Source organism: Geobacillus sp. BMUD (genome assembly GCF_013096845.1).
Classification (GTDB): domain Bacteria; phylum Bacillota; class Bacilli; order Bacillales; family Anoxybacillaceae; genus Geobacillus; species Geobacillus vulcani.
In genome coordinates this window covers 33,611-56,797 of record NZ_SDLA01000010.1, presented here as the reverse complement: position 1 = coordinate 56,797, position 23,187 = coordinate 33,611, and the positions used below count along the sequence as shown (strand labels likewise).

At 48.9% G+C, this 23,187-nt stretch carries 23 protein-coding genes and 1 pseudogene; 14 read left to right on the top strand and 10 right to left on the bottom strand.

The genetic code is table 11. The features are described from left to right. Positions 1-57: 57 nt before the first annotated feature. The gene (uvsE, locus tag ETC05_RS11990) at positions 58-1,023 is read left to right on the top strand and encodes a UV DNA damage repair endonuclease UvsE (protein ID WP_171661077.1); all 966 of its coding nucleotides are present in this window, start codon (positions 58-60) and stop codon (positions 1,021-1,023) included. 247 nt (positions 1,024-1,270) lie between these two features. After that, on the top strand, positions 1,271-2,221 hold the full coding sequence (locus tag ETC05_RS11985) for an SDR family NAD(P)-dependent oxidoreductase (RefSeq protein WP_031409544.1): 951 nt from the start codon (positions 1,271-1,273) through the stop codon (positions 2,219-2,221). Positions 2,222-2,317: 96 nt separating this feature from the next. Here the strand turns inward: ETC05_RS11985 and ETC05_RS11980 are convergent, their stop codons facing one another. Then, a complete protein-coding gene (locus ETC05_RS11980) occupies positions 2,318-3,550 on the bottom strand; it encodes an MFS transporter (protein ID WP_031409542.1) in 1,233 nt (410 codons plus the stop codon). 363 nt (positions 3,551-3,913) lie between these two features. Here ETC05_RS11980 and katG point away from each other — a divergent pair, with 363 nt between their 5' ends. Next, a complete protein-coding gene (gene katG / locus ETC05_RS11975) occupies positions 3,914-6,124 on the top strand; it encodes a catalase/peroxidase HPI (protein WP_171661076.1) in 2,211 nt (736 codons plus the stop codon). 192 nt (positions 6,125-6,316) lie between these two features. Beyond that, a complete protein-coding gene (locus ETC05_RS11970; protein ID WP_171661075.1) occupies positions 6,317-6,742 on the top strand; it encodes an NUDIX hydrolase in 426 nt (141 codons plus the stop codon). Positions 6,743-6,783: 41 nt separating this feature from the next. Here the strand turns inward: ETC05_RS11970 and ETC05_RS11965 are convergent, their stop codons facing one another. From ETC05_RS11965 to ETC05_RS11955, 3 genes are all read right to left on the bottom strand, one after another. After that, entirely contained in the window at positions 6,784-7,554 is a 771-nt protein-coding gene (locus tag ETC05_RS11965; RefSeq protein WP_171661074.1) for an ABC transporter permease, read from the bottom strand. Positions 7,555-7,710: 156 nt separating this feature from the next. After that, a complete protein-coding gene (locus tag ETC05_RS11960; RefSeq protein ID WP_171661073.1) occupies positions 7,711-8,451 on the bottom strand; it encodes an ABC transporter ATP-binding protein in 741 nt (246 codons plus the stop codon). A 168-nt stretch (positions 8,452-8,619) separates the two neighbouring features. After that, positions 8,620-8,868: a hypothetical protein gene (locus ETC05_RS11955; RefSeq protein WP_171661072.1), complete on the bottom strand. Its 249-nt coding sequence runs from the start codon at positions 8,866-8,868 to the stop codon at positions 8,620-8,622. A gap of 188 nt (positions 8,869-9,056) precedes the next feature. On the opposite strand from ETC05_RS11955, the gene ETC05_RS11950 reads away from it, so the two are divergent. The 10 genes and pseudogenes from ETC05_RS11950 to ETC05_RS11905 all read left to right on the top strand — a co-directional run bounded on the left by ETC05_RS11950 (position 9,057) and on the right by ETC05_RS11905 (position 17,150). Beyond that, positions 9,057-9,371: an NUDIX domain-containing protein gene (locus ETC05_RS11950; RefSeq protein WP_483299797.1), complete on the top strand. Its 315-nt coding sequence runs from the start codon at positions 9,057-9,059 to the stop codon at positions 9,369-9,371. Positions 9,372-9,591: 220 nt separating this feature from the next. Beyond that, the gene (locus ETC05_RS11945; RefSeq protein ID WP_033842352.1) at positions 9,592-10,005 is read left to right on the top strand and encodes a hypothetical protein; all 414 of its coding nucleotides are present in this window, start codon (positions 9,592-9,594) and stop codon (positions 10,003-10,005) included. Then, on the top strand, positions 9,974-10,606 hold the full coding sequence (locus ETC05_RS11940) for a YdeI/OmpD-associated family protein (RefSeq protein ID WP_171661105.1): 633 nt from the start codon (positions 9,974-9,976) through the stop codon (positions 10,604-10,606). The genes ETC05_RS11945 and ETC05_RS11940 overlap by 32 nt, the downstream gene beginning before the upstream one ends. Before the next feature lie 175 nt (positions 10,607-10,781). Further along, positions 10,782-11,252 carry a GNAT family N-acetyltransferase gene (locus ETC05_RS11935; protein WP_031409525.1) on the top strand — a complete coding sequence of 157 codons (471 nt, stop codon included), beginning with the start codon at positions 10,782-10,784 and terminating at the stop codon, positions 11,250-11,252. After that, positions 11,228-11,419, top strand: a pseudogene (locus ETC05_RS11930) (UPF0236 family transposase-like protein); the annotation flags it as partial. The gene ETC05_RS11935 and the pseudogene ETC05_RS11930, both read left to right, overlap by 25 nt. An 87-nt stretch (positions 11,420-11,506) precedes the next feature. Beyond that, positions 11,507-12,079, top strand: coding sequence for a Uma2 family endonuclease (locus tag ETC05_RS11925; RefSeq protein ID WP_171661071.1), 573 nt, complete (start codon positions 11,507-11,509; stop codon positions 12,077-12,079). Positions 12,080-12,463: 384 nt separating this feature from the next. Then, on the top strand, positions 12,464-12,604 hold the full coding sequence (locus tag ETC05_RS11920; RefSeq protein ID WP_171661070.1) for a YrzI family small protein: 141 nt from the start codon (positions 12,464-12,466) through the stop codon (positions 12,602-12,604). A gap of 125 nt (positions 12,605-12,729) precedes the next feature. Next, complete coding sequence (locus ETC05_RS11915; protein ID WP_171661069.1) at positions 12,730-14,490, top strand: ABC transporter ATP-binding protein; 1,761 nt, start codon at positions 12,730-12,732, stop codon at positions 14,488-14,490. Beyond that, the gene (locus ETC05_RS11910) at positions 14,487-16,505 is read left to right on the top strand and encodes an ABC transporter ATP-binding protein (RefSeq protein ID WP_171661068.1); all 2,019 of its coding nucleotides are present in this window, start codon (positions 14,487-14,489) and stop codon (positions 16,503-16,505) included. The genes ETC05_RS11915 and ETC05_RS11910 overlap by 4 nt, the downstream gene beginning before the upstream one ends. 189 nt (positions 16,506-16,694) lie before the next feature. Further along, entirely contained in the window at positions 16,695-17,150 is a 456-nt protein-coding gene (locus ETC05_RS11905; protein WP_171661067.1) for a GNAT family N-acetyltransferase, read from the top strand. A gap of 297 nt (positions 17,151-17,447) precedes the next feature. Here the strand turns inward: ETC05_RS11905 and ETC05_RS17890 are convergent, their stop codons facing one another. The 6 genes from ETC05_RS17890 to ETC05_RS11875 form a co-directional block, all read right to left on the bottom strand. Then, a complete protein-coding gene (locus ETC05_RS17890; RefSeq protein ID WP_253264006.1) occupies positions 17,448-17,579 on the bottom strand; it encodes a site-specific integrase in 132 nt (43 codons plus the stop codon). Positions 17,580-18,140: 561 nt separating this feature from the next. Beyond that, a complete protein-coding gene (locus tag ETC05_RS11895) occupies positions 18,141-18,335 on the bottom strand; it encodes a hypothetical protein (protein WP_031409508.1) in 195 nt (64 codons plus the stop codon). 203 nt (positions 18,336-18,538) lie between these two features. Then, complete coding sequence (locus ETC05_RS11890; protein ID WP_171661066.1) at positions 18,539-19,780, bottom strand: DHH family phosphoesterase; 1,242 nt, start codon at positions 19,778-19,780, stop codon at positions 18,539-18,541. Between the two features lie 18 nt (positions 19,781-19,798). Beyond that, positions 19,799-21,706, bottom strand: a complete 1,908-nt coding sequence (locus ETC05_RS11885) for a vWA domain-containing protein (protein WP_171661065.1) — start codon at positions 21,704-21,706, stop codon at positions 19,799-19,801. A 10-nt stretch (positions 21,707-21,716) separates the two neighbouring features. Beyond that, a complete protein-coding gene (locus ETC05_RS11880; RefSeq protein ID WP_031409502.1) occupies positions 21,717-22,592 on the bottom strand; it encodes an ATP-binding protein in 876 nt (291 codons plus the stop codon). 124 nt (positions 22,593-22,716) lie between these two features. Beyond that, the gene (locus ETC05_RS11875) at positions 22,717-23,091 is read right to left on the bottom strand and encodes a replication termination protein (RefSeq protein WP_011231227.1); all 375 of its coding nucleotides are present in this window, start codon (positions 23,089-23,091) and stop codon (positions 22,717-22,719) included. Positions 23,092-23,187 lie beyond the last annotated feature (96 nt).

Below are 23,187 nucleotides of genomic sequence, written 5' to 3'. Positions count from 1 at the left end.
GTCAGGTCGGGTATACTAACCAGCGGCAATCGATGGATAGAACGGAGGAACATTGTTATGACCGTTGTCCGGCTCGGCTATGCCGCTATGAGCGTGCATGTCCCTCATTGCTCTCCCTCTCAAACGATGACCGCGGCGCAGTTTCGCGCCATTCGCGATCGCGAGGCGGCGATTCGCAAGCTTGAGCGGATCGCCATCTCCAATGTCGAAAACTGCCTTCGCTTGCTCAAACATAACAAGGCGCATGACATCCATTTTTTCCGTCTCAGTTCGCGGCTTATTCCGCTTGCCAATCATCCAGAGCTAGACGGGTGGGATTATCTCGCTCCGATCCGTGAAGCGTTGCGATCGATCGCGCTGTTTTTGCGTGAGTATCCGATGCGGCTTGATTTCCACCCGGAGCATTTTGTTGTGCTGAATTCCCCTGATGCCGATGTGTTTCGCACTTCATTGCGCACGCTGCATCTGCATCGAGAACTGTTGCGCGGAATGGGGATTGACGTAGAACACCGCTGCGTGCTCCATCTTGGCGGCGGGTATGGCGACAAAGAAAAGGCGTTGGAGCAGCTGATCCATAATTGGGCGTACATCCCCATCTCGTTGCAGCGGATGATCATGTTTGAAAATGATGATACGGTGTTTACGCTGCGCGATGCTCTCTATGCATGCGAAAAACTCGGCGTGCCGCTCGTTTTTGATTTGCACCACCATCTCGCCAATCACAACGAAGAAGACTGGCGGCCAGACTGGGAACGGATCGTGGCGACATGGCGCCACTCGCCGTTGCCGATGAAAATGCATCTCTCAAGCCCAAAAAGCGACAGACAGTTCCGCGCCCATCACGATTTTATCGATGCTGAGATGTTCATCCGCTTTTTGCAGGAAGTCAAAGGCACCGTTCGGCAGCTTGACTGCATGATCGAAGCGAAACAAAAAGATGAGGCGTTGTTTCAGCTTGTGCGCGACCTCAAGCGCTATGACGAAATAGAGTGGATGGATGGAGCGAGCTTTTATGTGAAGTGACAAGGATTGTGACGATCATCATCCAGACCGCGAGCCATACGCACTTTTTTATATGTTCCAATAAAATATCGACTGGGCCGTGAAAGGAATAAGGAAGGAAGATGGCGAATATAACACACAATGGGGGAATAGGCGATCAAAAGAGTTTTTTAGAGAAAGAGGCATGGGCCAAACGATGGCATGAGACATTGATGGTCTCGTGTGGAGATCATGAAACAGTGGCCCAGGGTGAAAGGGGCGCAAACGTGTGAGAAAAGCGGTCGTGCTTGGCGCATCAGGCGGAATGGGCTATGCCCTCGTTCAGGAGCTCGCATCAAGAGGAATCCCTGTCAGGGCCTTTGCCCGTTCACAGGATAAGATGCAGCAGAGGTTTGGAACAATGAAGGACGTGGAAATTTGTTTAGGAGATGTGTTTCGCGAGGATGACCTGAACAAGGCATGCAAAGATGTCGATGTGATCTTTCATGCGATTAACATCCCCTATCCGGAATGGCCTAAAGGTCATCCGATCATCATGAAAAATGTGCTGAAGGCAGCGGAAGGAAGCGGGGCGAAGATTGTTTTCATCGACAACATTTATGCTTATGGGCGCAGCCCAGGGAGGAAGGTAACAGAAGATACCCCGAAAAACCCCCATACTAGGAAAGGAAAAATTCGCTTGCAACTGAATAAGATGCTTGTAGAAGCGCATCAGAGAGGAGTGCCGACTCTTATTTGCCATTTTCCTGATTTTTATGGACCTAACGCCGAAAATACCTTGATGCACTTCACCTTGCAAGGCATGCTTTCCGGGCGAAACGCGCAATATGTCGGTCGTATGGATGTGAAGCGGGAATTTATCTATACCCCGGATGGAGCCAAAGCGGCAGTCGAACTCTCTCTTCGCGGCTCCGCATATGGAAGTCATTGGAATATTCCCGCTTGTGATGTCATTTCCGGGCACGAAATCGTTGAAATCGCAAGAAGAGCCACCGGATATTCCAAGAAAGTCGCTACAGTGGGCAAAGGCATGATCGCCTTTTTAGGGCTTTTTCATAAAGGAATGAGAGAAATGGTGGAGATGATGTATCTAAATGAAGAACCCGTGGTGCTGAGCGGGGAAAAATACGAGCGGGAAATCGGGCCCGTGCCCAGAACCCCGTATGAAGAAGGAATTCAACGAACGATCGAACATATGAAGAAGAAAGAGCGGTCATGAAGGTAGAGAAGCCATTTACCGATGACGGTTGGAAACCTTGGTGTCAACAACATCAGCTGCCCGAACGCCAATGACCGAGCAGCTGATGCTTCTGTCTTACCATGATTTTGTCTTCGCTGGCTGCAGCATCCGAAACATCGGCAGCATGACGACGATGCCAACCACAAACAAGGCGGCCGAGATTTGATAGATCACAACGAGAGAAAGCCATTCTTTTAGCATCCCCGCCAAGCTCATCGTTGTGACCATTGCCCCCATGAACAGCGGGGTCAAAATGCCGTTGACCCGGCCAATAAACGCTGCTTCCGTATGGCTCATCACAATCGTGTTAATGCCGATATGCAGCGCCGGCATGAAAAAGCCAGCGATAAACTCGGCCAATAAGGTAAGCCAAAACAGCGTTGACCACCCCATGACAAAAATGCCGACGGCAAGGCTCCCCATTCCGAGCATCAGCAAAACGTGAGGTCCGATTCGATGGGAGAGGGCCATCGCCATGCCGCCGCCGATCATCATCGCTGCCCCGTGGGCGGCAAACAGCCATTGCAAATCGCTTTCTTCCATCCCGAGCCGCTCCGTGACAAGAAATACGGCCAATGGTTGAATCAAGCCCATCGCGAATCCCGCGGCCATAAACCCGCCACCGAGTGTGAGGAGGATTTTGCGCGACCATACATAGCGAAAGCCCTGCTTCATCTCCTCCCATAAAGAGGTCGTGTTCCCAGCGCGCTCTTCAGTCCGGTCCGGCGGCAACAGCGTCAAGATCAGAGCGGATGCCAAAAAGCAAAATCCGACCATCGCCATGGAAACGTAGATGCCGAATTGTTGGAAGATGAATGTCCCCATAATGGGACCGATGACGACGAAAATGGCCATCATTGTCTGAAACAGCGACATGCCCCCTTGCATTTGTTCGCTTGGAACATGCACCTTAAATAGTTTCATCCCTGAAGGCTGTGAAAATTGGGATAAAACCGCTGAAACGAAGGTCGCAAGAAACACCATCTTCCATGTGCCAAACAAAAGTGCGAGCAGGATCGCAAAAATGGAGAGTGCGCTGAAAAGATCGCACCAAATCATCGTCCGCTTCGGACGCCATCGGTCGGCAAACGTTCCGCCGATAAAAGAAAAGATAAAAATAGGGGCGAACTCAGCCACTGAAATGAGCGAGACAGCCAGCGCATCACCATTTGTTTTCTCGGTCACAAACAATAAAACGGCAAAATTGCGAATCCAAATGCCGATTTGAATAAATAGCCCGGCTGTCATAATGGTTTGAATAAACCGGTTCCGCAAAAGCGAAACCATGGATGGACTAGTTGCTGCCATGGCAGTTTATATTCCCCCTTCCTGTGAAACGCTCTCATCTCATGCTGCTTCATCCTAAGCTTCTGTCATTCATTCAGCATCAATACAAACTACAACACCGAATATATGTTCCTGTTCTTGTATTATCTTTGATCAGGAGAAATTTGTCAAGACTTAAATTTCCTTTATTGAGAATGGTCCATCTTCATGGAATGGGATGTTGTGGTCAAATATAGAAAGATTTTATACTAAAAAACAATTTTTATACTTTACTATTAAATATTAATTTATTATAATTTTAATGTGCTAGTAATTATCAATATTCGTTGCCAAGACAGCCGCGAGGAAGGCATGATGAAATTTGAATAGGAAGGGGAAGAGAAAATGGAACATCAACACCCACAACAAGCTTCGAAATGCCCATACCACGGGAGCATCACCAATCAATCATCCAATCGGACAACGAACAAAGACTGGTGGCCGAATCAGCTGAATGTAAGCATTCTTCACCAGCACGACCGGAAGACGAACCCTCATGATGAAGATTTTGATTACGCGCAAGAATTTGCAAAGCTGGACTACTGGGCGTTAAAAGAAGATTTGCGGAAACTGATGACCGAAAGCCAAGACTGGTGGCCGGCCGACTATGGCCATTACGGGCCGTTAATGATCCGCATGGCTTGGCATTCGGCGGGGACGTATCGCATCGGCGACGGCCGCGGCGGCGCGTCGACAGGCACGCAGCGCTTTGCGCCGTTAAACAGCTGGCCGGACAACGCCAACTTGGATAAAGCGCGTCGGCTGTTATGGCCGATCAAAAAGAAATATGGGAACAAAATCTCTTGGGCCGATTTGTTCATTTTGGCAGGCAATGTCGCCATTGAATCGATGGGCGGAAAAACGATCGGGTTTGGCGGCGGCCGCGTTGACGTCTGGCATCCGGAAGAAGACGTGTATTGGGGATCGGAAAAAGAGTGGCTCGCCTCTGAACGCTATTCCGGCGATCGCGAGCTCGAAAACCCGCTCGCCGCGGTGCAAATGGGGTTAATCTACGTCAACCCAGAAGGGCCGGACGGCAAGCCGGATCCAAAAGCAGCGGCGCGCGATATCCGCGAGACGTTCCGCCGCATGGGGATGAACGATGAAGAAACGGTCGCCTTGATCGCCGGCGGTCATACGTTCGGAAAAGCGCACGGCGCCGGCCCCGCCACGCACGTCGGTCCTGAGCCGGAAGCCGCCCCGATTGAAGCGCAAGGGCTGGGATGGATCAGCTCTTACGGAAAAGGGAAAGGGAGCGATACGATCACAAGCGGCATTGAAGGCGCCTGGACGCCGACGCCAACCCAGTGGGATACCTCGTACTTTGACATGCTGTTTGGCTATGACTGGTGGCTGACGAAGAGCCCGGCCGGAGCATGGCAATGGATGGCGGTCGACCCGGATGAAAACGACTTGGCGCCGGATGCCGAGAACCCGTCGAAAAAAGTGCCGACGATGATGATGACGACCGATTTGGCGCTGCGGTTTGACCCGGAATACGAAAAAATCGCCCGCCGGTTCCACCAAAACCCGGAAGAATTCGCCGAGGCGTTCGCCCGGGCGTGGTTTAAGCTCACCCATAGAGATATGGGGCCGAAAACGAGATATCTCGGTCCGGAAGTTCCGGAGGAAGATTTCATTTGGCAAGACCCGATTCCAGAAGTCGATTACGAACTGACGGAAGCGGAGATCGAAGAAATCAAAGCGAAAATTTTGAACTCCGGGCTGACCGTCAGCGAGTTGGTCAAAACGGCTTGGGCCTCAGCCAGCACGTTCCGCCATTCCGACAAACGCGGCGGAGCCAACGGCGCCCGCATCCGTCTCGCCCCGCAAAAAGACTGGGAAGTGAACGAACCGGAGCGGCTCGCCAACGTGCTGTCCATCTACGAGGACATCCAACGCGAACTGCCGAAAAAAGTAAGCATCGCCGACTTGATCGTCCTCGGCGGCAGCGCTGCGGTCGAAAAAGCGGCCCGCGACGCTGGTTTTGACGTCAAAGTGCCATTTTTCCCTGGCCGCGGCGATGCGACGCAAGAACAAACGGACGTCGAAAGCTTTGCCGTATTAGAACCGTTTGCGGACGGCTTCCGCAACTATCAAAAACAAGAATACAGCGTCCCGCCGGAAGAACTGCTCATCGACAAAGCCCAGCTCCTTGGGCTGACGGGTCCAGAAATGACGGTCTTAATTGGCGGCTTGCGCGTGTTGGGCGCGAACTATCGCGATTTGCCCCACGGCGTGTTTACCGATCGCATCGGGGTGCTGACCAACGACTTCTTCGTCAACCTGTTGGATATGGACTATGAATGGGTGCCGACCGACGGCGGCATTTACGAAATCCGCGACCGGAAAACCGGCCAAGTGCGGTGGACAGCGACCCGGGTCGATCTCATTTTCGGATCGAACTCCATCCTCCGCTCTTACGCCGAATTTTACGCCCAAGACGACAACCAAGAAAAATTTGTCCGCGATTTCATCAACGCGTGGGTGAAAGTCATGAACGCCGACCGCTTCGATCTGGTGAAAAAAGCAAGAGAATCGGTCGCCGCTCGATAATGAAACAACAAGGCAGAGGGAGAGGATTCCCTCTGCTTTGTTTTTGCGGCATACAAAACCGCTCGATCGGCAGCGCCGCTCCCCACCGGAAAAAACCGATAGGGGAAGGGATAGAGGAAATATGGTGAAATATGATAAAATAATACGAATGAGTCGATCAAAACGATCATCGATATAGGGGGGCAACCTTTTATGAAGATACGCCAATGTTCTAGAGCCGTGATCATCAATGAACGGAATGAAATTCTTCTTCAGCGATTTGAATTTCGCGATGTGGTAGGAAACAAGGTGTTATGGGTGACTCCAGGGGGAGGGATTGAAGAAAATGAGACCCCGGCGGAAGCGTTAAAAAGAGAGTTATACGAAGAACTAGGCATTGTTGTCGACCTTGTCGGCGAACCCCTATTTCAACTCGATGTATGGATCGATGGGAAACAAGGTCCTTTTGTTAGTCGAGAGATTTATTACAAAATCACGATTCCATCGGATACGAGATTATCGTTCGAAAATATGACGAAAGACGAAAAGGATGCATGGCAACAGGTAAAATGGTGGAGCAAGGAAGAATTGCAGAGCATCAATGATTTTGCGCCGCGTGAGATATTGAATTACATATAAAAACCGATCAGCTGTGGGGGCCGCTTCAACCTGTCTTTTCGTTATACGTAGCTTCCTATTTTTCCATTCTTCCTCGCCCAGTTCCATTGTTGTCTTAAGACGAATGAGCCGATGGCGAGCCACAATAGCGAGACGCCGAACGCGGGAAAGAACGCGCGCCATCCTGCGCCCATTCCTTGTACAGCCCAAGAAAGAGGAGAAAGGGAGTTGAGAATATGAAAGGCGGCTGGTAATCGATTCGAAGATAGAAAAAACCCTGAGAAGATTAATAAATAGTAAAGAAGCACCTCAGTAACGGCCCCGACTTGCTTTAAGCGGAGTGACAGTCCTAAAATGAACACGCCGATCCCCGTCATGACGATTAGACTCACTCCACCAAATACGACGATTTCCGTTACGATGGACAATGCTCCCGAAACAATTTCGGAAAATCCAATGATCAAGGCGGCACAAAGGAAAAAAAGCGCCACCCACGCGAACGACAACGCGACTTCCGCGACCACTACGCCGATCAAAATTTGCCATGGAGGAGTCTTCGTTGAAAGCACTTGCTCTGCGGTGCCGAGATACGCTTCTTCGATTGCGCTGTTGCCAAGCTTTGCGATCAAATGAGCGCTTAAGTACCAAAGGCTGAAACCGGCTAGCTTGACCGCCGCCTCTTTTCCCGTCTGGATGGGGCTTGCGTACAGCGTACCGAAAAAAAAGACAAATTTAATAATCAGCCCAACAGTAAAATCGAACCAATATCGGCGATACTCTGCTCTTTTTTTCAAAAACGACGCCGATACAACACGAAAAATTTGCCGGAGCAATCACCCCACCTCCCTAGACGACATGGCGGATTTGCCGAATCAAAGAAGACTTGATTTAATAAGGTTTGTCTATTTTTGTTTGGTTGCCAATGGATGTTCGTGAATTTGCGCATCGACAGTATCTGAAAAACAATACTGCAAAGCGGCCTCCATTATTCAATCACCAACCTCTTGGGAGAATTGATAGGAACGAATCGCCGCTAAAAAATGAGTTTCCAAGTCAGCTGGAGTTGAAAAATGTTCCTTTGTTCCCCGCCAAATGATGGTTCCATCTTTGATAAATACAAATTGATTTCCGACGGCGTGGGCAAACGGAATGTCATGGGTCGTAATGAGGACGGCGTTCCACCAGTTGTGTTTTTCCGTCAACAGCGCTCGAATATGATGCTGCGACTCAACATCAAGGCCAAGAGTCGGCTCATCAAGGAACAAAAACGGCGCTCCTTTCATTAAGGCGATCGCAAACGCCAATTTTTGTTTCATCCCTCGCGAAAGGGCTTGGGCCAGACGATCCGCGTAGGGGGTCAGATTCAACATGGCCATGATTTGTTCGGCCCTTCGCTTCGCTTCGTAACGGCTCCACTTGTTTAACAAACCAAAATACAAGAGATTTTCAAAGACATTTAAATATGAATAGGAGTTGTCGGCTTCTTCAAACACGACCGCAATCGACTCGCGCGCACCATTCGGATTGCGGACAACATCCACCCCATTTACATAAATACGGCCGCTGTCCGGTGCAGTAAGCCCGATGATGCACTTTATTAAGGTCGTCTTCCCAGCCCCATTTGGCCCTAAAAGAATGAGCCGATCTCCGTCATTCAGCTCGAGAGAGAGATCGCGCAACACGTGGCGGTGAGGCGGATAGATTTTGTTGACGTTTTGCACGAAAATCATCTTTACCTAATCCTTTCAACTGAATAAACGAAAAGGTCTTTGGTAGCCTGTCTCTGCGTGGAGCTATACAAAGCTCGATTTTCCGTTTTTGGTTATAATTATAAAATAAAAAAGAAGAATGTAAATATTGAAAAATGATCACCTCCATCTGCGTGAGCAATGAATCCACTAAAGGGTGCGGTGGTTTCGTCCAAAATCGTGCTGTTCCATCTCTTTCCATGAACGCTTGATCCGACCGATCGTCATTTGATAAACAACGGCTAAATACAGTGGAAAAACGATGGTAAGCGACAATAAAACAGACGTATGTTCTAAAGCATGAACATGTTTTCGCATCGCTAGATAAAGAACAAACAGAGCCAACAGAGACGCCGCCATAAACTGCATATAACGAATGCTTCGCGTTCGATTCATCACTTTCTGTTTTTTCTTGATCTGTTCAATTCAACCATATAGAGTATTGTGTAGAGGTCAAAATCTAGAAGAAAGGGGCTGCGGATGGAACATCGAAAGAACATCGTTGTCGTTTTGAAAGGGTTGATCTTACATAAAGGGACCGTGCTAATCGTCCAGCGCGCGCCTCATGATGAAGTGGGCGGCGGAACATGGGAGCTGGTCGGAGGGGGATGCGCTTTGGTGAGGAGTTAGAAGCTGCGCTCATTCGCGAAATTGAAGAAGAAGTTGGGTTGACGGTGACGGTGGAGAAAGTTTTATACGCTGCGACGTTCCAAACCCATCCGACGCGGCAAGTCGTCATCTTGACGTATTTATGCACAAGCGAGCAGCACGAGGTCATCCTTTCGAAAGAACATATCCACTATTGCTGGGCGACAAAGGATGAAGCGCGTCAACTGCTGCCCCCGGCGATTGTATACGATTTTGAAAAAAACGGCGTGTTTTCGTTAGCGGAATGGAGGTAAAGAATGCTTCAGAAAAAATGGATTGGGGGTCGCTCGTTCGCTCGCGTTGCTTGCGGCCTTTGTTAGCGCTGTTTTTTCTTCGTGAAATCTTTAGCGGCCAAAGGCGATTCGCATAAAAGCATGGAGCGGATTGAAGAGAAATTGGACAAAATAATTGAGCGGTTAGAGAGGCAAACGAATGAATAATGTGGATGATTCAAAACAAAAGTGAGGTTCGGATATGAAGACGGTTAGCCAAGAAATCCAAGATTTGTCCATTCAATCCTTGGAGTCAACTGTTCATAAACTTTCAAACGCTTATAAGAACATGGCAGAAAAAGGTTCAAACACAACTCTTGTCAAAAAGAGACTAAACGCAGTAAAAATTGGTTTAGAAAGCCTAAAAGGTGCTTGGCATGGGGAAGACTTTTGCTATGGCGAGGAAATCATAATGACTTCTAAAGAAACTCTACAAGGCATCATTCCATCTATCGAAAAACAGATAGCAAAGGCAAAAGAAGGCAGTTCTCAAAAAACATTAAATGAGCGTCGTTTAACTGCGCTAAAACTCGCAATCGAATCTTTGGAGAATCGTCTTACTATTCTACGGGGGGAGAATGATGATGAAAAACAGTCAAATGAATCCCAACGTTGATCAATATTTAGCCGGAGGCTGTGGACGCTGTCCGCTAGTGGGTACTCCCGATTGTAAAGTAAACAAATGGCCGACAGAATTAAGAGCATTGCGAACAATTGTTCTTGAATGTGGATTGACAGAAGAAGTGAAATGGGGAATTCCCTGTTACACCTTCCAAAAGAGGAATGTCGTAACAATCAGTGCTTTCAATGAATATTGTGCACTTAGTTTTTTCAAAGGCGCCTTGTTAAAAGATGACCATCACATTCTAGAAAAGCCTGGGGAGAATACGCAAGCTGCACGACGCATTCGGTTTACAAATGTCCAACAAATCATCGAGCTTGAACCTGTGTTGAAAGCATATATTAACGAAGCCATGGAAATTGAAAAAGCGGGCTTAAAAGTGGAGTTCAAAAAGAGTCCAGAGCCAATTCCTGAAGAGCTTCAAAAAAAATTCGCCGAAATGCCGGCCTTACAAACAGCATTTGAATCGCTGACACCGGGACGACAAAGAGCGTACATCCTTTATTTTTCCGGAGCGAAACAATCGAAAACGCGCGAAGCGAGAATTGAAAAGTATATCCAGCGCATTCTTGACGGCAAAGGATTGCATGATTAACACTCTGCCCGCAGAAACGCCATTGCCACAAACGCGTTATGGGAGAGTAAGAGAAGGTTGGGAGGACATTCTCTTTTCATGAAAACCATTCATCTACCATTAAACAAAATTGATGATGTCACTTGAAAGGGAATACCTATGGTTTTCGGTGTTGCCCCCGAGGAGGACTCAATGCATGGAAATTAGAAAACCGAACGATGCGGAATATAAAAAGATTTTATCACTTTCACCGCAAGCATTATTTGAAGGTACATTAGGCGAAGCAAAACTGTCGGACGAAAAAATCAAACAACAGATTGAAGCATTATTGCAGAAAGGAAGTGAGTATTTCATCGCCACGGAAGGCGATCATCTCATGGGTTGGATTCTGATCGGAACAAAGGAAGACCAACTGACGGAAAGGATATATGGATTTATTTATGAATTGTTTGTGTTAGAGGAGTTCAGGGGAAATGGCATTTCCAAACGGTTGTTAGAGGCTGGCATCGAACATCTTAAACGAGAGGGGTATTCAGAGGTTCGCTTAAGTGTATATGCAGGAAATCAAGCGATAAAACTATACGAAAAACTAGGATTCACCTATCGAACGATTACAATGAGCATGAACATCCCCCGCTTTTCAAAGAACAGCAGTTGGCCGAAATGATCCGCCGGATCGAGTCGATGCCAGGATGCATCCGGGACGATCGGGAGTGGCTGTCGGCGCAAGGGGTGGAGACGGCCGGCATGCGTCCGATGGGCCACGCCGAGAGCGTGATGAGCCGGTTCGCGTACCGGGTGAAATCCCGTCGCAGCTGGAAAGACCAAGGACTTTCTTGGCTGACTCCATCGCGTTATAGTTAGCGAAATTGGCTCATTTACGGTATATAATTATAAAAAACGAAATGGAGTGAAGGCGCGATGACGACTCCGGAGTTTTCAAATCACAACTATACATATGAAGATTATCTCAAATGGGACGGACAATGGGAATTGATCGATGGCGTGCCATATAGCATGGCTCCTTCTCCTTCGTTTGCTCATCAGTATATGGTTGGTGAGTTGTATGCGGCATTGCGGGATTATTTTCAACAACAACGATGTGTAGTGGTCATGGCCCCATTTGATGTCATATTCGCTTCAAGCTCGGATGACAAATCCGCGAAAAATGTGGTGCAGCCCGATATTTCTGTTATTTGTAACCGAGAGAAAATAACAGAAAAGGGATGCGTGGGAGCCCCTGATTTAATCGTAGAAGTGTTGTCTCCGGGTACGGCGTTAAAAGACCGAAATGAAAAATACAAATTGTATCAACGGTTTGAAGTAAAAGAGTACTGGATGGTTGATCCGCTGCATCGAACCGTGGAGGTGTACGGATGGCATAACGGAGCATATGAAAAAAGGGAAGTATTTGGAGAACAAGATGTACTCGTTTCTTTTCTGTATCCAGATTTAAAGGTTTGCCTCCATGATGTGTTTCAGCGGTTATCATAAACAACGCGAAGCGTCAGTGTAAATGGTGGGAGTATGTCACAAAGTTTCATAAAAATCATGAAAAATCATTTACAACTTCACCGTTTTTGGATACAATTGACTTCGTAACATGATTTCGGAAGGAGGATGAACAACATGAAAGCAATGATGAAACGAGCAACACGCACAATTGAACAACGAAAAGCGATTCGACCTTCCGAGTCTGTTACGGCCATTTTATCTTAAACAGCACAGCGAATGCCGCGGGAAGGAGATCGTTTTTTCCTGCGGCTTTTTTGCGTTTTTGCGCCGCAGGAGTCGCTTTCCTGCGGCTTTTTTCTGCGGTTGCGCCGCGGGAACTCCAGGAAACCCGCGGCTTTTATTTATGAAAGGGGGTGAGGGACGATGACGATCCATTTATTGTTTGTGACCATTACCATCGAGCGACGGACATGGACGATGGAGGAAATCAAACAGGAGCAGCTCATCCGACAAGTGGAAGAAGAAATGACAGACCGAAAATGCTCCGTTTACCGATTGTTTTAAGCTTGCAATCTACAATTTTAAGGGAGGAATGCAAAATGAAAATAAGATGGACACCGTTCACATTGCCAGCCGGAGAGATGGAGAGCGGCTAGATGATCATTGAACGATAAAGGAGTTGAGTCCATATGTTTTCGGTATTATGGAAGCTTCGTTCGTTTTTCAAGCAACATTGGAAGCGATATGTCATCGCCATTGTCCTTTTAATGTTAGGGGGCCTGTTCGAAACGATTCCGCCCAAATTGCTGGGAATCGCGATTGACGATATACATTCGGACGGCTTCACCAAGGAGAAGCTGATCGCATATGCCGGATGGCTTACGGGGCTGACGGTATTCATTTACGGCGTGAACTATATATGGATGTATCAGCTGTTCGGGGGCGCGTTTTTATTAGAGCGAAGCATGCGTTCCCGCTTGATGAAACATTTACTCAACATGACGCCGACGTTTTATGAAAACAATCGCACCGGCGATTTAATGGCGCGGGCGACGAACGACTTAAAAGCGATCGCTAATACGGCCGGACTTGGTATTTTAACGCTTGTGGATTCAAGCGCGTTCATGCTCGTCATTTTATTCACGATGGGCCTGTCGATCAGTTGGAAGCTGACGTTTGCGGCGCTGTTGCCGCTGCCTGTGATGGCGGCAGCGATGAATCTGTACGGAAAACAAATTCACGAACGCTTTACAAAAGCGCAAGATGCATTTGGCGACATGAACGATTATGTGCTCGAATCGATTTCGGGCGTGCGCGTCATTCGCGCTTATGTGCAGGAAAAAGCGGATGAAGCGAGATTTCAAGCGCTGACGGAAGACGTGTATCAAAAAAATATGAAAGTCGCGCAAATCGATTCGCTCTTTGATCCAACGATTAAACTGCTAGTGGGCCTGAGCTATTTAATCGGATTAGGGTACGGGGCATACTTAGTGTTCCATCAAGAAATAACGCTCGGCGAACTCGTTTCGTTCAACGTTTATTTAGGCATGATGATTTGGCCGATGTTTGCCATCGGCGAGCTCATGAACGTGATGCAGCGCGGCAACGCTTCTCTCGATCGCGTGAACGAAACGCTCGCCTACGTTCCGGATGTGCAGAATCATCCCGAGCCGCAATCGGTTGAGATCCCCGAATCGATTGTGTTTGATCAAGTCGGGTTTCGCTATCCGTCATCAAGCGTCCCTAATTTAGCGAACATCTCGTTCACGCTTCGGCGCGGGCAAACGCTCGGCATCGTAGGGCGAACAGGGAGCGGGAAAACGACGCTTGTGAAGCAATTGCTGCGGGAGTATCCGCTAGGAACAGGGCGCATTACCGTCTCAGGCGTTCCGCTCGAGCGAATTCCAATGGAACAGGTGCGAGGATGGATTGGCTACGTGCCGCAAGACCATGTGCTATTTTCGAAAACGGTGAAAGAAAATATTGTATTCGGACGCAAAGAGGCGGCCGACGAAGAATTCCAGAAAGCGATTGATTTAGCCGCATTCTGCAACGATATCGAAATGCTTCCTGAAGGGCTCGATACGTTAGTCGGGGAAAAAGGGGTTGCGCTATCAGGAGGGCAAAAACAGCGGCTTTCGATCGCCCGCGCGCTGCTTATGAATCCGGAAATTTTAATTTTAGACGATGCCTTGTCCGCTATCGATGCGAAAACGGAAGCGGCGATTATTGAAAACATTCGCCGCGAGCGCCGCGGAAAAACGACGATCATCACGACGCATCGTTTATCGGCGATCGAGCATGCCGATTGGATTCTCGTGCTAGATGACGGAAAAGTGATCGAACAAGGCACGCATGAACAACTCATCGCCCAAAACGGGTGGTATTACGAGCAATGGATCCGCCAACAAGCCGTAGCGACGACAGAAGAAAGCGGGGTGGGTTTATGAACGTCGGAAAACGGCTATTCGCTTACGCCCTTCACTATAAAAACATGATGGTGTTCGCCTTGTGCATGCTGGCGGTTTCGGTGGCTGCCGAACTGACGGGGCCGTTGATCGCCAAAAAAGTGATTGATCAGCATATTTTAGGGATCGAGTCTCCGTGGCACGAAGCTTCGAAAGGAAACCATGCCGTGTTTTATCAAGGAAAATGGTATAAGCGGGAGCGCGATTTTGCACAAGGAGAAGAAAAAGGGAAAGAAGTGCGCATTTTGCAAGTCGGGCGGCATTACTATTTTGTCGACCGCGCTGTCGCCTTGGACGGCAACCGCTCCGTCCAAGACGGCGTCCTCACGATTCGCCGCGGGGACGAGTCGGTCTCATATCCAGCCAAAAAGTTGTCCGTTCGAGAGCTCATGCGTTTTTACGAGCCGGACATTGACCGTATCGTGTCCTTATTAGGCCTTTACATGGCCCTGCTCGTCGCGGCGACCGCGTTTCAATACGGACAGCGCTACTACTTGCAGATGGCGGCGAATCGCATTATTCAAAAAATGCGCAAAGACGTCTTTGCGCACATCCAACGCCTGCCCATTCGCTATTTTGATCGTTTGCCGGCCGGGAAAATCGTCGCGCGGGCGACGAACGATACGGAAGCGATTCGCGAGCTCTACGTTACGGTATTGGCGACGTTTTTTACAAGTTGCATCTATATTACCGGCATTTTTATCGCGCTGTTTCTTTTAGATGTTCGTTTGGCGGCCGTCTGCCTCCTCCTCTTGCCGATTTTAGCCGTATGGATGAAGGTGTACCGGAAATACGCGTCGAAATACAATCAAATCATTCGGTCGCGCTTAAGCGATATTCATGCGATGATTAACGAGTCGATTCAAGGAATGACCATCATCCAAGCATTTCGCAGACAAAAGGAAACGGAGCGCGAGTTTGACGAGCTGAACCAAGACTATTTCACCTATCAAAATAAGCTTTTAAGCCTAAATGCGCTCACGTCGCATAACTTAGTCGGCGTGCTCCGCAACGTGGCATTTGTGGCGCTTATTTGGCATTTCGGGGGCGGTTCTTTAAGCGGTCAGGCCATTTCTATGGGCGTGCTGTACGCGTTTGTAGATTATCTCAACCGCTTGTTCCAGCCGGTGACCGGGATGGTGAACCAGTTGGCGAACTTAGAACAGTCGCTTGTTGCCGCCCAGCGCGTCTTTGCGCTTCTCGATGAGCCCGGCGATGAGGTGTACGAAGGAGACATGCCGCGCTACAAAGGAAACGTCGTGTTTGAGAACGTGTATTTCGGGTATAAGGACGGCGAATATGTGTTAAAAAACATCTCTTTCACGGCCAAGCAAGGAGAGACGGTGGCGCTTGTCGGGCATACCGGCTCCGGGAAAAGTTCGATCATGAATCTATTGTTCCGTTTTTATGACATTCAAAAAGGGCGCATCCTCATCGATGGAATCGATATTCAAACGATGCCTAAACAAATGTTGCGCAAGCATATGGGGATCGTTCTGCAAGATCCGTTTTTGTTCACCGGCACGATCGCGTCCAATGTGAGTTTGCAAGATCCGCGCATTACCCGCAGCACGATCGAAAAAGCGCTTCGCGACATCGGGGCGGAGCAATGGCTCAAAAGTTTGCCGAACGGTTTTGATGAACCGGTCATTGAAAAAGGAAGCACGCTATCGTCCGGGCAGCGCCAGCTCATTTCGTTTGCCCGCGCCTTGGCATTCGATCCGGCCATTTTAGTGCTCGATGAAGCAACCGCCAACATCGATACGGAAACGGAAGCGGTCATTCAGCAAGCGCTCGATGTGCTCAAAAAAGGGCGCACCACGTTTATCATCGCTCACCGTTTATCGACGATTCGAAATGCCGATCAAATTCTCGTGCTAGACCGCGGCACGATCGTCGAACGCGGCACTCATGACGAACTGATGAACAAGAAAGGCAAATATTATCAAATGTATCAACTGCAACAAGGAGAGAAAAACGCGATCAAAGTGGGTTAATCGAGAGGAAGGAAGCCGTCTTGCGCTTCCTTCCGCAACAGATCGTATGAAAAATTGAACATAAGCTATAAGACAGTTTAGCTTAAGAAGGAATACGTGTTGCGGTATTAGGTGATTCATGGTGAAGAATGTTTGAATAAATGAATGTGATAAAATCAAATAAGAAACCTTTTGGAGGGGGAGAGAGTTTTGGAAGTCAATACCGAACGTTTATTCATTGTTCCATGTACGTTAGAGAATTACTATCAATTTTCCCATCAATATGATATGGGACCTCATATTGAAATGTATTTGGAGCAGTTAAAGAGGGATTCTTCCGTTAAAGGTTGGGGTGTTTGGTTTGTCATACATAGGGAGAATAATCAAGTTATCGGCGATATTGGCTTCAAAGGAAAGCCTAATGACCGAAAGACAGTGGAGATAGGGTATGGTATCATTCCAGCTGCACAAAATAAAGGTTTTGCAACAGAAGCAGTTCAAGCACTAATTGATTGGGCATTTTCTTCTGGACAAGTAGAGAACGTGATTGCCGAATGTTTAGAAGACAACGTTGCATCGATCAGGGTTCTTGAAAAGGTAGGAATGAAAAGAACTTCTGCTAAAGATGGAATGTTATATTGGGAATTAGAGAAAACTTGTAAATAACGAAATCAAATTTTAAAGAGCATAAGGTGTACTAATAAAACATACGGACCAATATGTGGGGGATGGAGTCACCAAGGGCGTGAATGAAACAATCGTCCCACGTTCCAAATGGAGAGTACAAATTCGTGATTCCCCCAGAGTAGTCAAAACAAGGTAATATCGGAGTAATTCAAACTCTTTCTATGTTAAATGAGGAAGATATCTCTTCCTCTGTTTTTTATTCATAGTGGGGGAATAGAGTTTTATGGAAACAATTGGTAAAATGAAATGATTTGAAAGGGAAGAGTGAACAATGTTTTAGCGGAAATACGCGCAAAAGAGGAACTTGTTCGATAAATCAATTTGTTCCCAAGTAAGTTCAACCATTTCACATCCTCGCATCCTCGTGGTGGCTAACAGCTTAAATAGAAGATGGTTTCTTATCGCCATTCGGCTATTGTCTTGCTCCAAAAAATGAAATAGCTTTCGTAGTTCAGACAAGGACATATAAGTCGGTAATTTACTTATCCGTTTCAGGAGTATCAATTCCGATCATAAAATCGCTAACATGAAAAAAACACCTCCAGTTGATAATCAACGACCCCGATAATAAAAACCGATAATAAAAACGGATCGCGATAATAATTCGGTAAAAACGATGATAATTCGTTTGAAATTCGTAGACACAAAAAATGATGAGGAACTTAGGTTCACAAGTTATGGGCACTTGAGGGAAGAGGTCCTGAGATTTCGGAAAACCAATAAGTTAACATAATATAAATTATAGGAAGTTAAGTAAATGATTGTTTCAATTCCAAGTAATCTTATAATAGTGAGACAGCAACAAAAACATCCATCGTTCATAATTCATAAACGAAATATCACGCCTCGGCTAGAGAAACAATAAAAACGTGCAGCCTCTTGATCTTCGCTCAAGAAGCTGCACGTTACCCACTGCGCGTCGGCAGCTGCAGGGACCGCATGATCTCATTCCTTTCTCCTTTGTTTCGTTTAGGCAATATCCGTTTGACGATAGCGGACGCCTTTGTACCGAACGCGAACCGGCACACCTTTTTCTTGCTTATGCTTCACCAGAAGCTGTTGAGCTTTTGAGAAGGCTTCCATCATCCCTGATGCCGGAATGGCCTCTTCCCACACAATCGTTTTCCCTTGAACTGTGTAGAAAGAAAAGACATACTGTTTCACCGTCTTCACCTCCCTATATGCTTATTATAATCAAAGACTGTTTTTCCTAAACACAAAAACTGTTACAATTATGTTAACACTTTCTCTTCAGTGTTTCCGCAACGAATAAAAGTGTCCCAATATCGGAATACCTTTCTCTTTTTGCGCATATGTGGCTGTTGGACCTTAGCACAGTTCAGTTTCTTAGGAAAAGAAAACCGGCATCATGATTCAATGCCGGTTTGTTGCTTGTATTGTTTGACGGCTGCCCGATAGTCGGCTTGAATGGCGTCTTGATCCTGCCCCAGCCGCTCGCTTAAAAAGGCAAGCACAGCCGCGTCATGGGCAAGGCCAGCGGCAAACTGCCGCTTCAGCCAACGTTCGCCGATCTCTTCTGCAGGAAATGTATGCACCTCTCCTCCATCGGTGTATAACATCCATCCTTGGTCCGTTTGGCGGCTCAACCACCATTGGCCATGGTGATTGGTCCAAAACACCCCTTCGGCCTCGTCTTTTTTGTTCCATTGGTTTTGCTCTGCATCGCCGTATATCGGCAGAAGCGGGAACGTCTCGACGACAAACAGCGGGAACGTCGTGTCATCGATTAAACAGCCCGATGCCTTCGGGTGGCCGCCGCCGCCGAATTGCTGGGCAAACTCGGCGACGTTGACGTCATCATGAATCGTGCGAAAGCCGATATGCTTTGTCCCCATATTGACCATCGCGATTAAATCGAGATGAGGAAATCGCTTCGATAACACATTGCCGAGTTCCGACATATGGCGCTCGGCAAAGACGACGCCGATGCAATAGTCACCAAGCCAGCGCTGAACAAGTTGTTTTTGTTTTTGCCGAATGTAGCGCTGAATTTTCTTCTCTTCCATATCGAGAAGCAGCTCTTCCGTCTCTGTCAAGGTGAACGGTTCACCGGAAGCGAGCCGCTCGCTCATCGTTTCCCAAAAGCCGTCAAGCCCGAAAATCGTCAACAAATCATTCAGCCGTTTCGCTTGTAAATTCCCCTTCTCTTCCCATTCCCACGTGTCGTATTGGCGGACGAGCTCGACGAACACATCAAGCGTTTCGTTTGGTGCGAGTTTCCCCTCGCGGATGAGATAGTCGTAAAAGAGCGAGGTGGCGCACGTTTTTTTGCCATCATCCCCCACCGGCACCACCCGCCCCCACGGGTAGTCATTGAAATGAAGCGCCGTCACGTGGTGGTCGATCACTTGCACATGGCCGCCGCGCGCCGCCCGCTCGGCTAGTTGCTGTTCTACTTCCTTGCCAACGGCCAAGTCGGTGATGAACAACATGGCGCCATTGGCCTCATCACTTTGCAAAAACTGAGTGACCCGCTCATCCAAATTACGGTAGGAGCAAAACGAAATGTTCACTTCGACAAACGCCAGCTTCGCGAGCAATCCACAGCCGATGCCGTCTAAATCGCTGTCGGTGAATAGTTTGATCATCGCGTCCCATCCTTTTTCTCACAAACTTTTTTGCAACCACATTTTTAAAAGCGGAAGCAGCCGATCCGGCAGCTCGCCTGCATGCGGCACAAAGACGCGGAAGCGGCCATAGATGTTTTCAATTGTCCGCCGCGTCTGCTCATCGTCGGCCCCAGGGCCTAAAAAGAGATTGACGACCTCAATGCCTCGGCGACGCGCTTCAACGACTGCTTCGTGTGTATCGATGATGCCGTTTTGTTCATAGCCGTAGGCGGCTGGCTCGCCATCGGAAAAGACGAGCAGCACCTTTTGCGCTTCGGGGCGCTTGAGAAGCTGTTCTGTCATCCAGCGAATGGCCAACCCATCGCGATTGTCTTCATGCGGTTCAAGCTGCAGGATCGCTGCGCCGCTTGACCGTTCGAGCGAGCGATGGAATGCGACCGCCAGCTGCAAATAGTTCGGCTGCCGAGAGGCGGTCGCTTCGTTCGCATCTTCCCAAAATCCGACAATTTGGTGCGGCACGCGCAACGTTTTCAGCACTTCATGGCAAAGAACGAGCCCGGTTTTCGTCTCTTCCATTTTGTCATACATCGAAGCCGAGCAATCGACAAGCAAGCCGAAGACGGCATCAAACCGCCGCGCTGGCTCGCCTTTTTTGTAAAACAGACGCGGCCGCTCGTCGGTGAAAAACGGCACTAACTGTTTGCGGAGCCGTCCAGCGGGCAAATTGGTGCGCCAAGCGGAGCGCTCGCGCTCGAGCCATCGTTCCATGATGCGTACAAGCCGTTTTCGGTACGGCGCCACCACCGCCTGTTTGGCGTGATATTGTACAAGGTGTGCAGGACTTGGCGGTGAAGGGGGAAGAAGCACGAGCTTCGCTTGGCGATTCGCTTCGCCATATGGCGCGCCGCTGCCAAATGGCGGTGTTTCGCTAAGAACCGTTTGCGCCTCCAAGCCGTACTCGTTTTTTTCTGTCGGGCGGGATATTCCTTGGACGATGGCGAGCGCCTGGTCATGGTCGCCACCGGGCCGCGCTCCGTCGCCAAGCATGCTGGTGCGGCTGCCTCGTTCGAGCTCAAAACGGAGGAAGCTCCCGCCTGTTCGGCTCGTTTCCCGATGCCACGTCGGCAACACTTGCCGCTTGGCTTCGCCGTCTGCGTCCGAAAGCACGTCGCTGTTTTCCAATGGATCGGTCCTCTTGAGATCTTGTAGCGTCGTGGCGGCCTCCTTCCCCTCATCCTCCACGATCGGCAGCGACGTGTAGGTGTTGATCATGTCCTGCGGCAGCACGCCTTCCATCAAGTCGATCACCGCCCATGTCCAATCGGCTACCTCCGCTGTTGAAGAAACATCGAAACATTGCGGCCATAGCGTTTCGAGGCGCATTTGCACCGTCTCATCGGCCATTGGAGCCAGCGGCGCGTCATCAAGCGGCGAATCGGCCGTAAGCCGCAAATACATGGCGGCCAAAAACTGATCCGCCCAAGCGCCGCGCGTCCGATTTGCGTGCCATTGCTGAAGGAAATAGTGGCGGTAAAGACGGCGGCGCATGCGGAACCATCGCTTCACCCCTGGCCGCTCTTGTTCACAGATGGTTTCCAAGCGAAGATCTTCCGCAAAGGTGAACAACTGCTTTGAAAGCTTTGAGAACGGGTGGGGGTCAGCCGTCTGGCGGAAGGAGCGGACCGCCAATCGGTCGGTGTGCCGATACGTGCCGACCAGGCGCAACACGACATCGCTTTTCATCGCCGCCTCTTTGTTTGGCGGCGGATATCCATCCCACAATTGGCTGACGTAAAGGATCCGCCGATTGGGATGCACGCCGGAATGGGCGGCGAATTCCACCTTCCAATGACGGCTGCGTGCGAGTGTTTGAGCAAGATCGGCAAGCTGCATGACCAAAAACGAATCGATCGTCCGGTCATTGAACATCATAAATCGTTCCATGCGCCGCCTCCTATTCGTCAAACCACGTTTCGGCGATGTTGCGCACCGCCGTCCGTTCCCGTTCATCGTCAAGCTTATCGATGATGCTTCGTTCAATGGCCCGCAATGGCGGCATGTATGCCGCCAAATCGCACGCATCCAACAAAGCGCGCACCGAAGCCGCTTCCTCGGCGATTTGTCCGTTTCGCACCTGGGCAAGCAGATCCGCCGACAACGCGACAAAGCGATCGATCAACGTTTCATCCGTTAATGTAGTTTGCGCCAACAATACCGATTTTAATGTTTCCCCTTGCACATACGGCACATTGATGACGACGAACCGGTTTTTCAAGGCCTCATTGAGCGGTACAGTGCCAATATAGCCTTCATTGATCGCGGCGATGACGCCAAACGTTGGTTTCGCCTGTACGATATCGCCAGTCAGCGGATTGGTGAGCCGCCGTCGGTAGTCAAGCACACTGTTTAAAATCGGCAGCGTTTCCGGTTTCGCCATATTAATTTCGTCAATGTATAGCAAATGTCCTTTTGTCATCGCTTGGATGACGGGTCCGGGCACGTACTCGATCACCGCCTGGCCGTTTTTATGCACGATTGTCTTAAACCCAAGCAATGCCTCGGCATCGAGGTCGATGGAGCAGTTGATGCTGTGCATCGGTTGCCCGAATAGGGCGGATAATGTTTCGGCAAGGCGCGTCTTTCCCGATCCGGTTGGTCCTTTTAAGAGGACGTTTTTTCCGAGCGCAAGCGCAACGGCGGCGTCATGCACGATCGCTTCGTCTTCCGCGGTATATCCGCCCGTCCCGATCAATGAGCGATCCGGATCGCGGCGGAACTGTTCTTTCCGTTTCTCCATTTCTTCCTTAACAGCCCACGGCCATGATTTCATCATTGTGTCGTACCTCTCTGCTGTGATTTTCCCCTCTCATTCTACTAAATCGCCTGTTGCTGCGCAAAGAGAAAACGATAAATATGTTATGTAAATCGATAAATAAAGAAAAAACGAGGCGCTCTCAACCGAAGTTGTCCTCAATTGCCTTGCGAATGAGCGCCGCGCACCGATCAAGCTCCGCCTTCAGCTGGCGTTTGTACAGCTTCGCCTTTTCCTGCCCGCCCTCAGCAAACCGATAGTAGACGACTTCTTGGTATTTCATTCCTTCCTTTTTTTGTTTGACTTGTTTTAAAATGCCGTCTTCGATCAAATCGTGCAGCGCCTTGTACACTTCGGAGTGGTTCGGACGGTAGCCAAACGGCTTGAACTCTTGGCGCAATACATCAAGCAGCTTCAGCCCGTAGAGCCGCTCTTGTTCGGTGAGCGTAATCAAATACAATTTTAAAAACGCACGTTGTTTTAACAGAAAACCGCTTGGCGTCCGTTTTTCTCCCATAGACTTTTTCCCTCCTTCCCTACAGATGAAAATTCGCTCTTTGGGCGGCGAAATCCTGTTTGTCTTCATTATACCATGCGGGAAAGGAAAAATCCC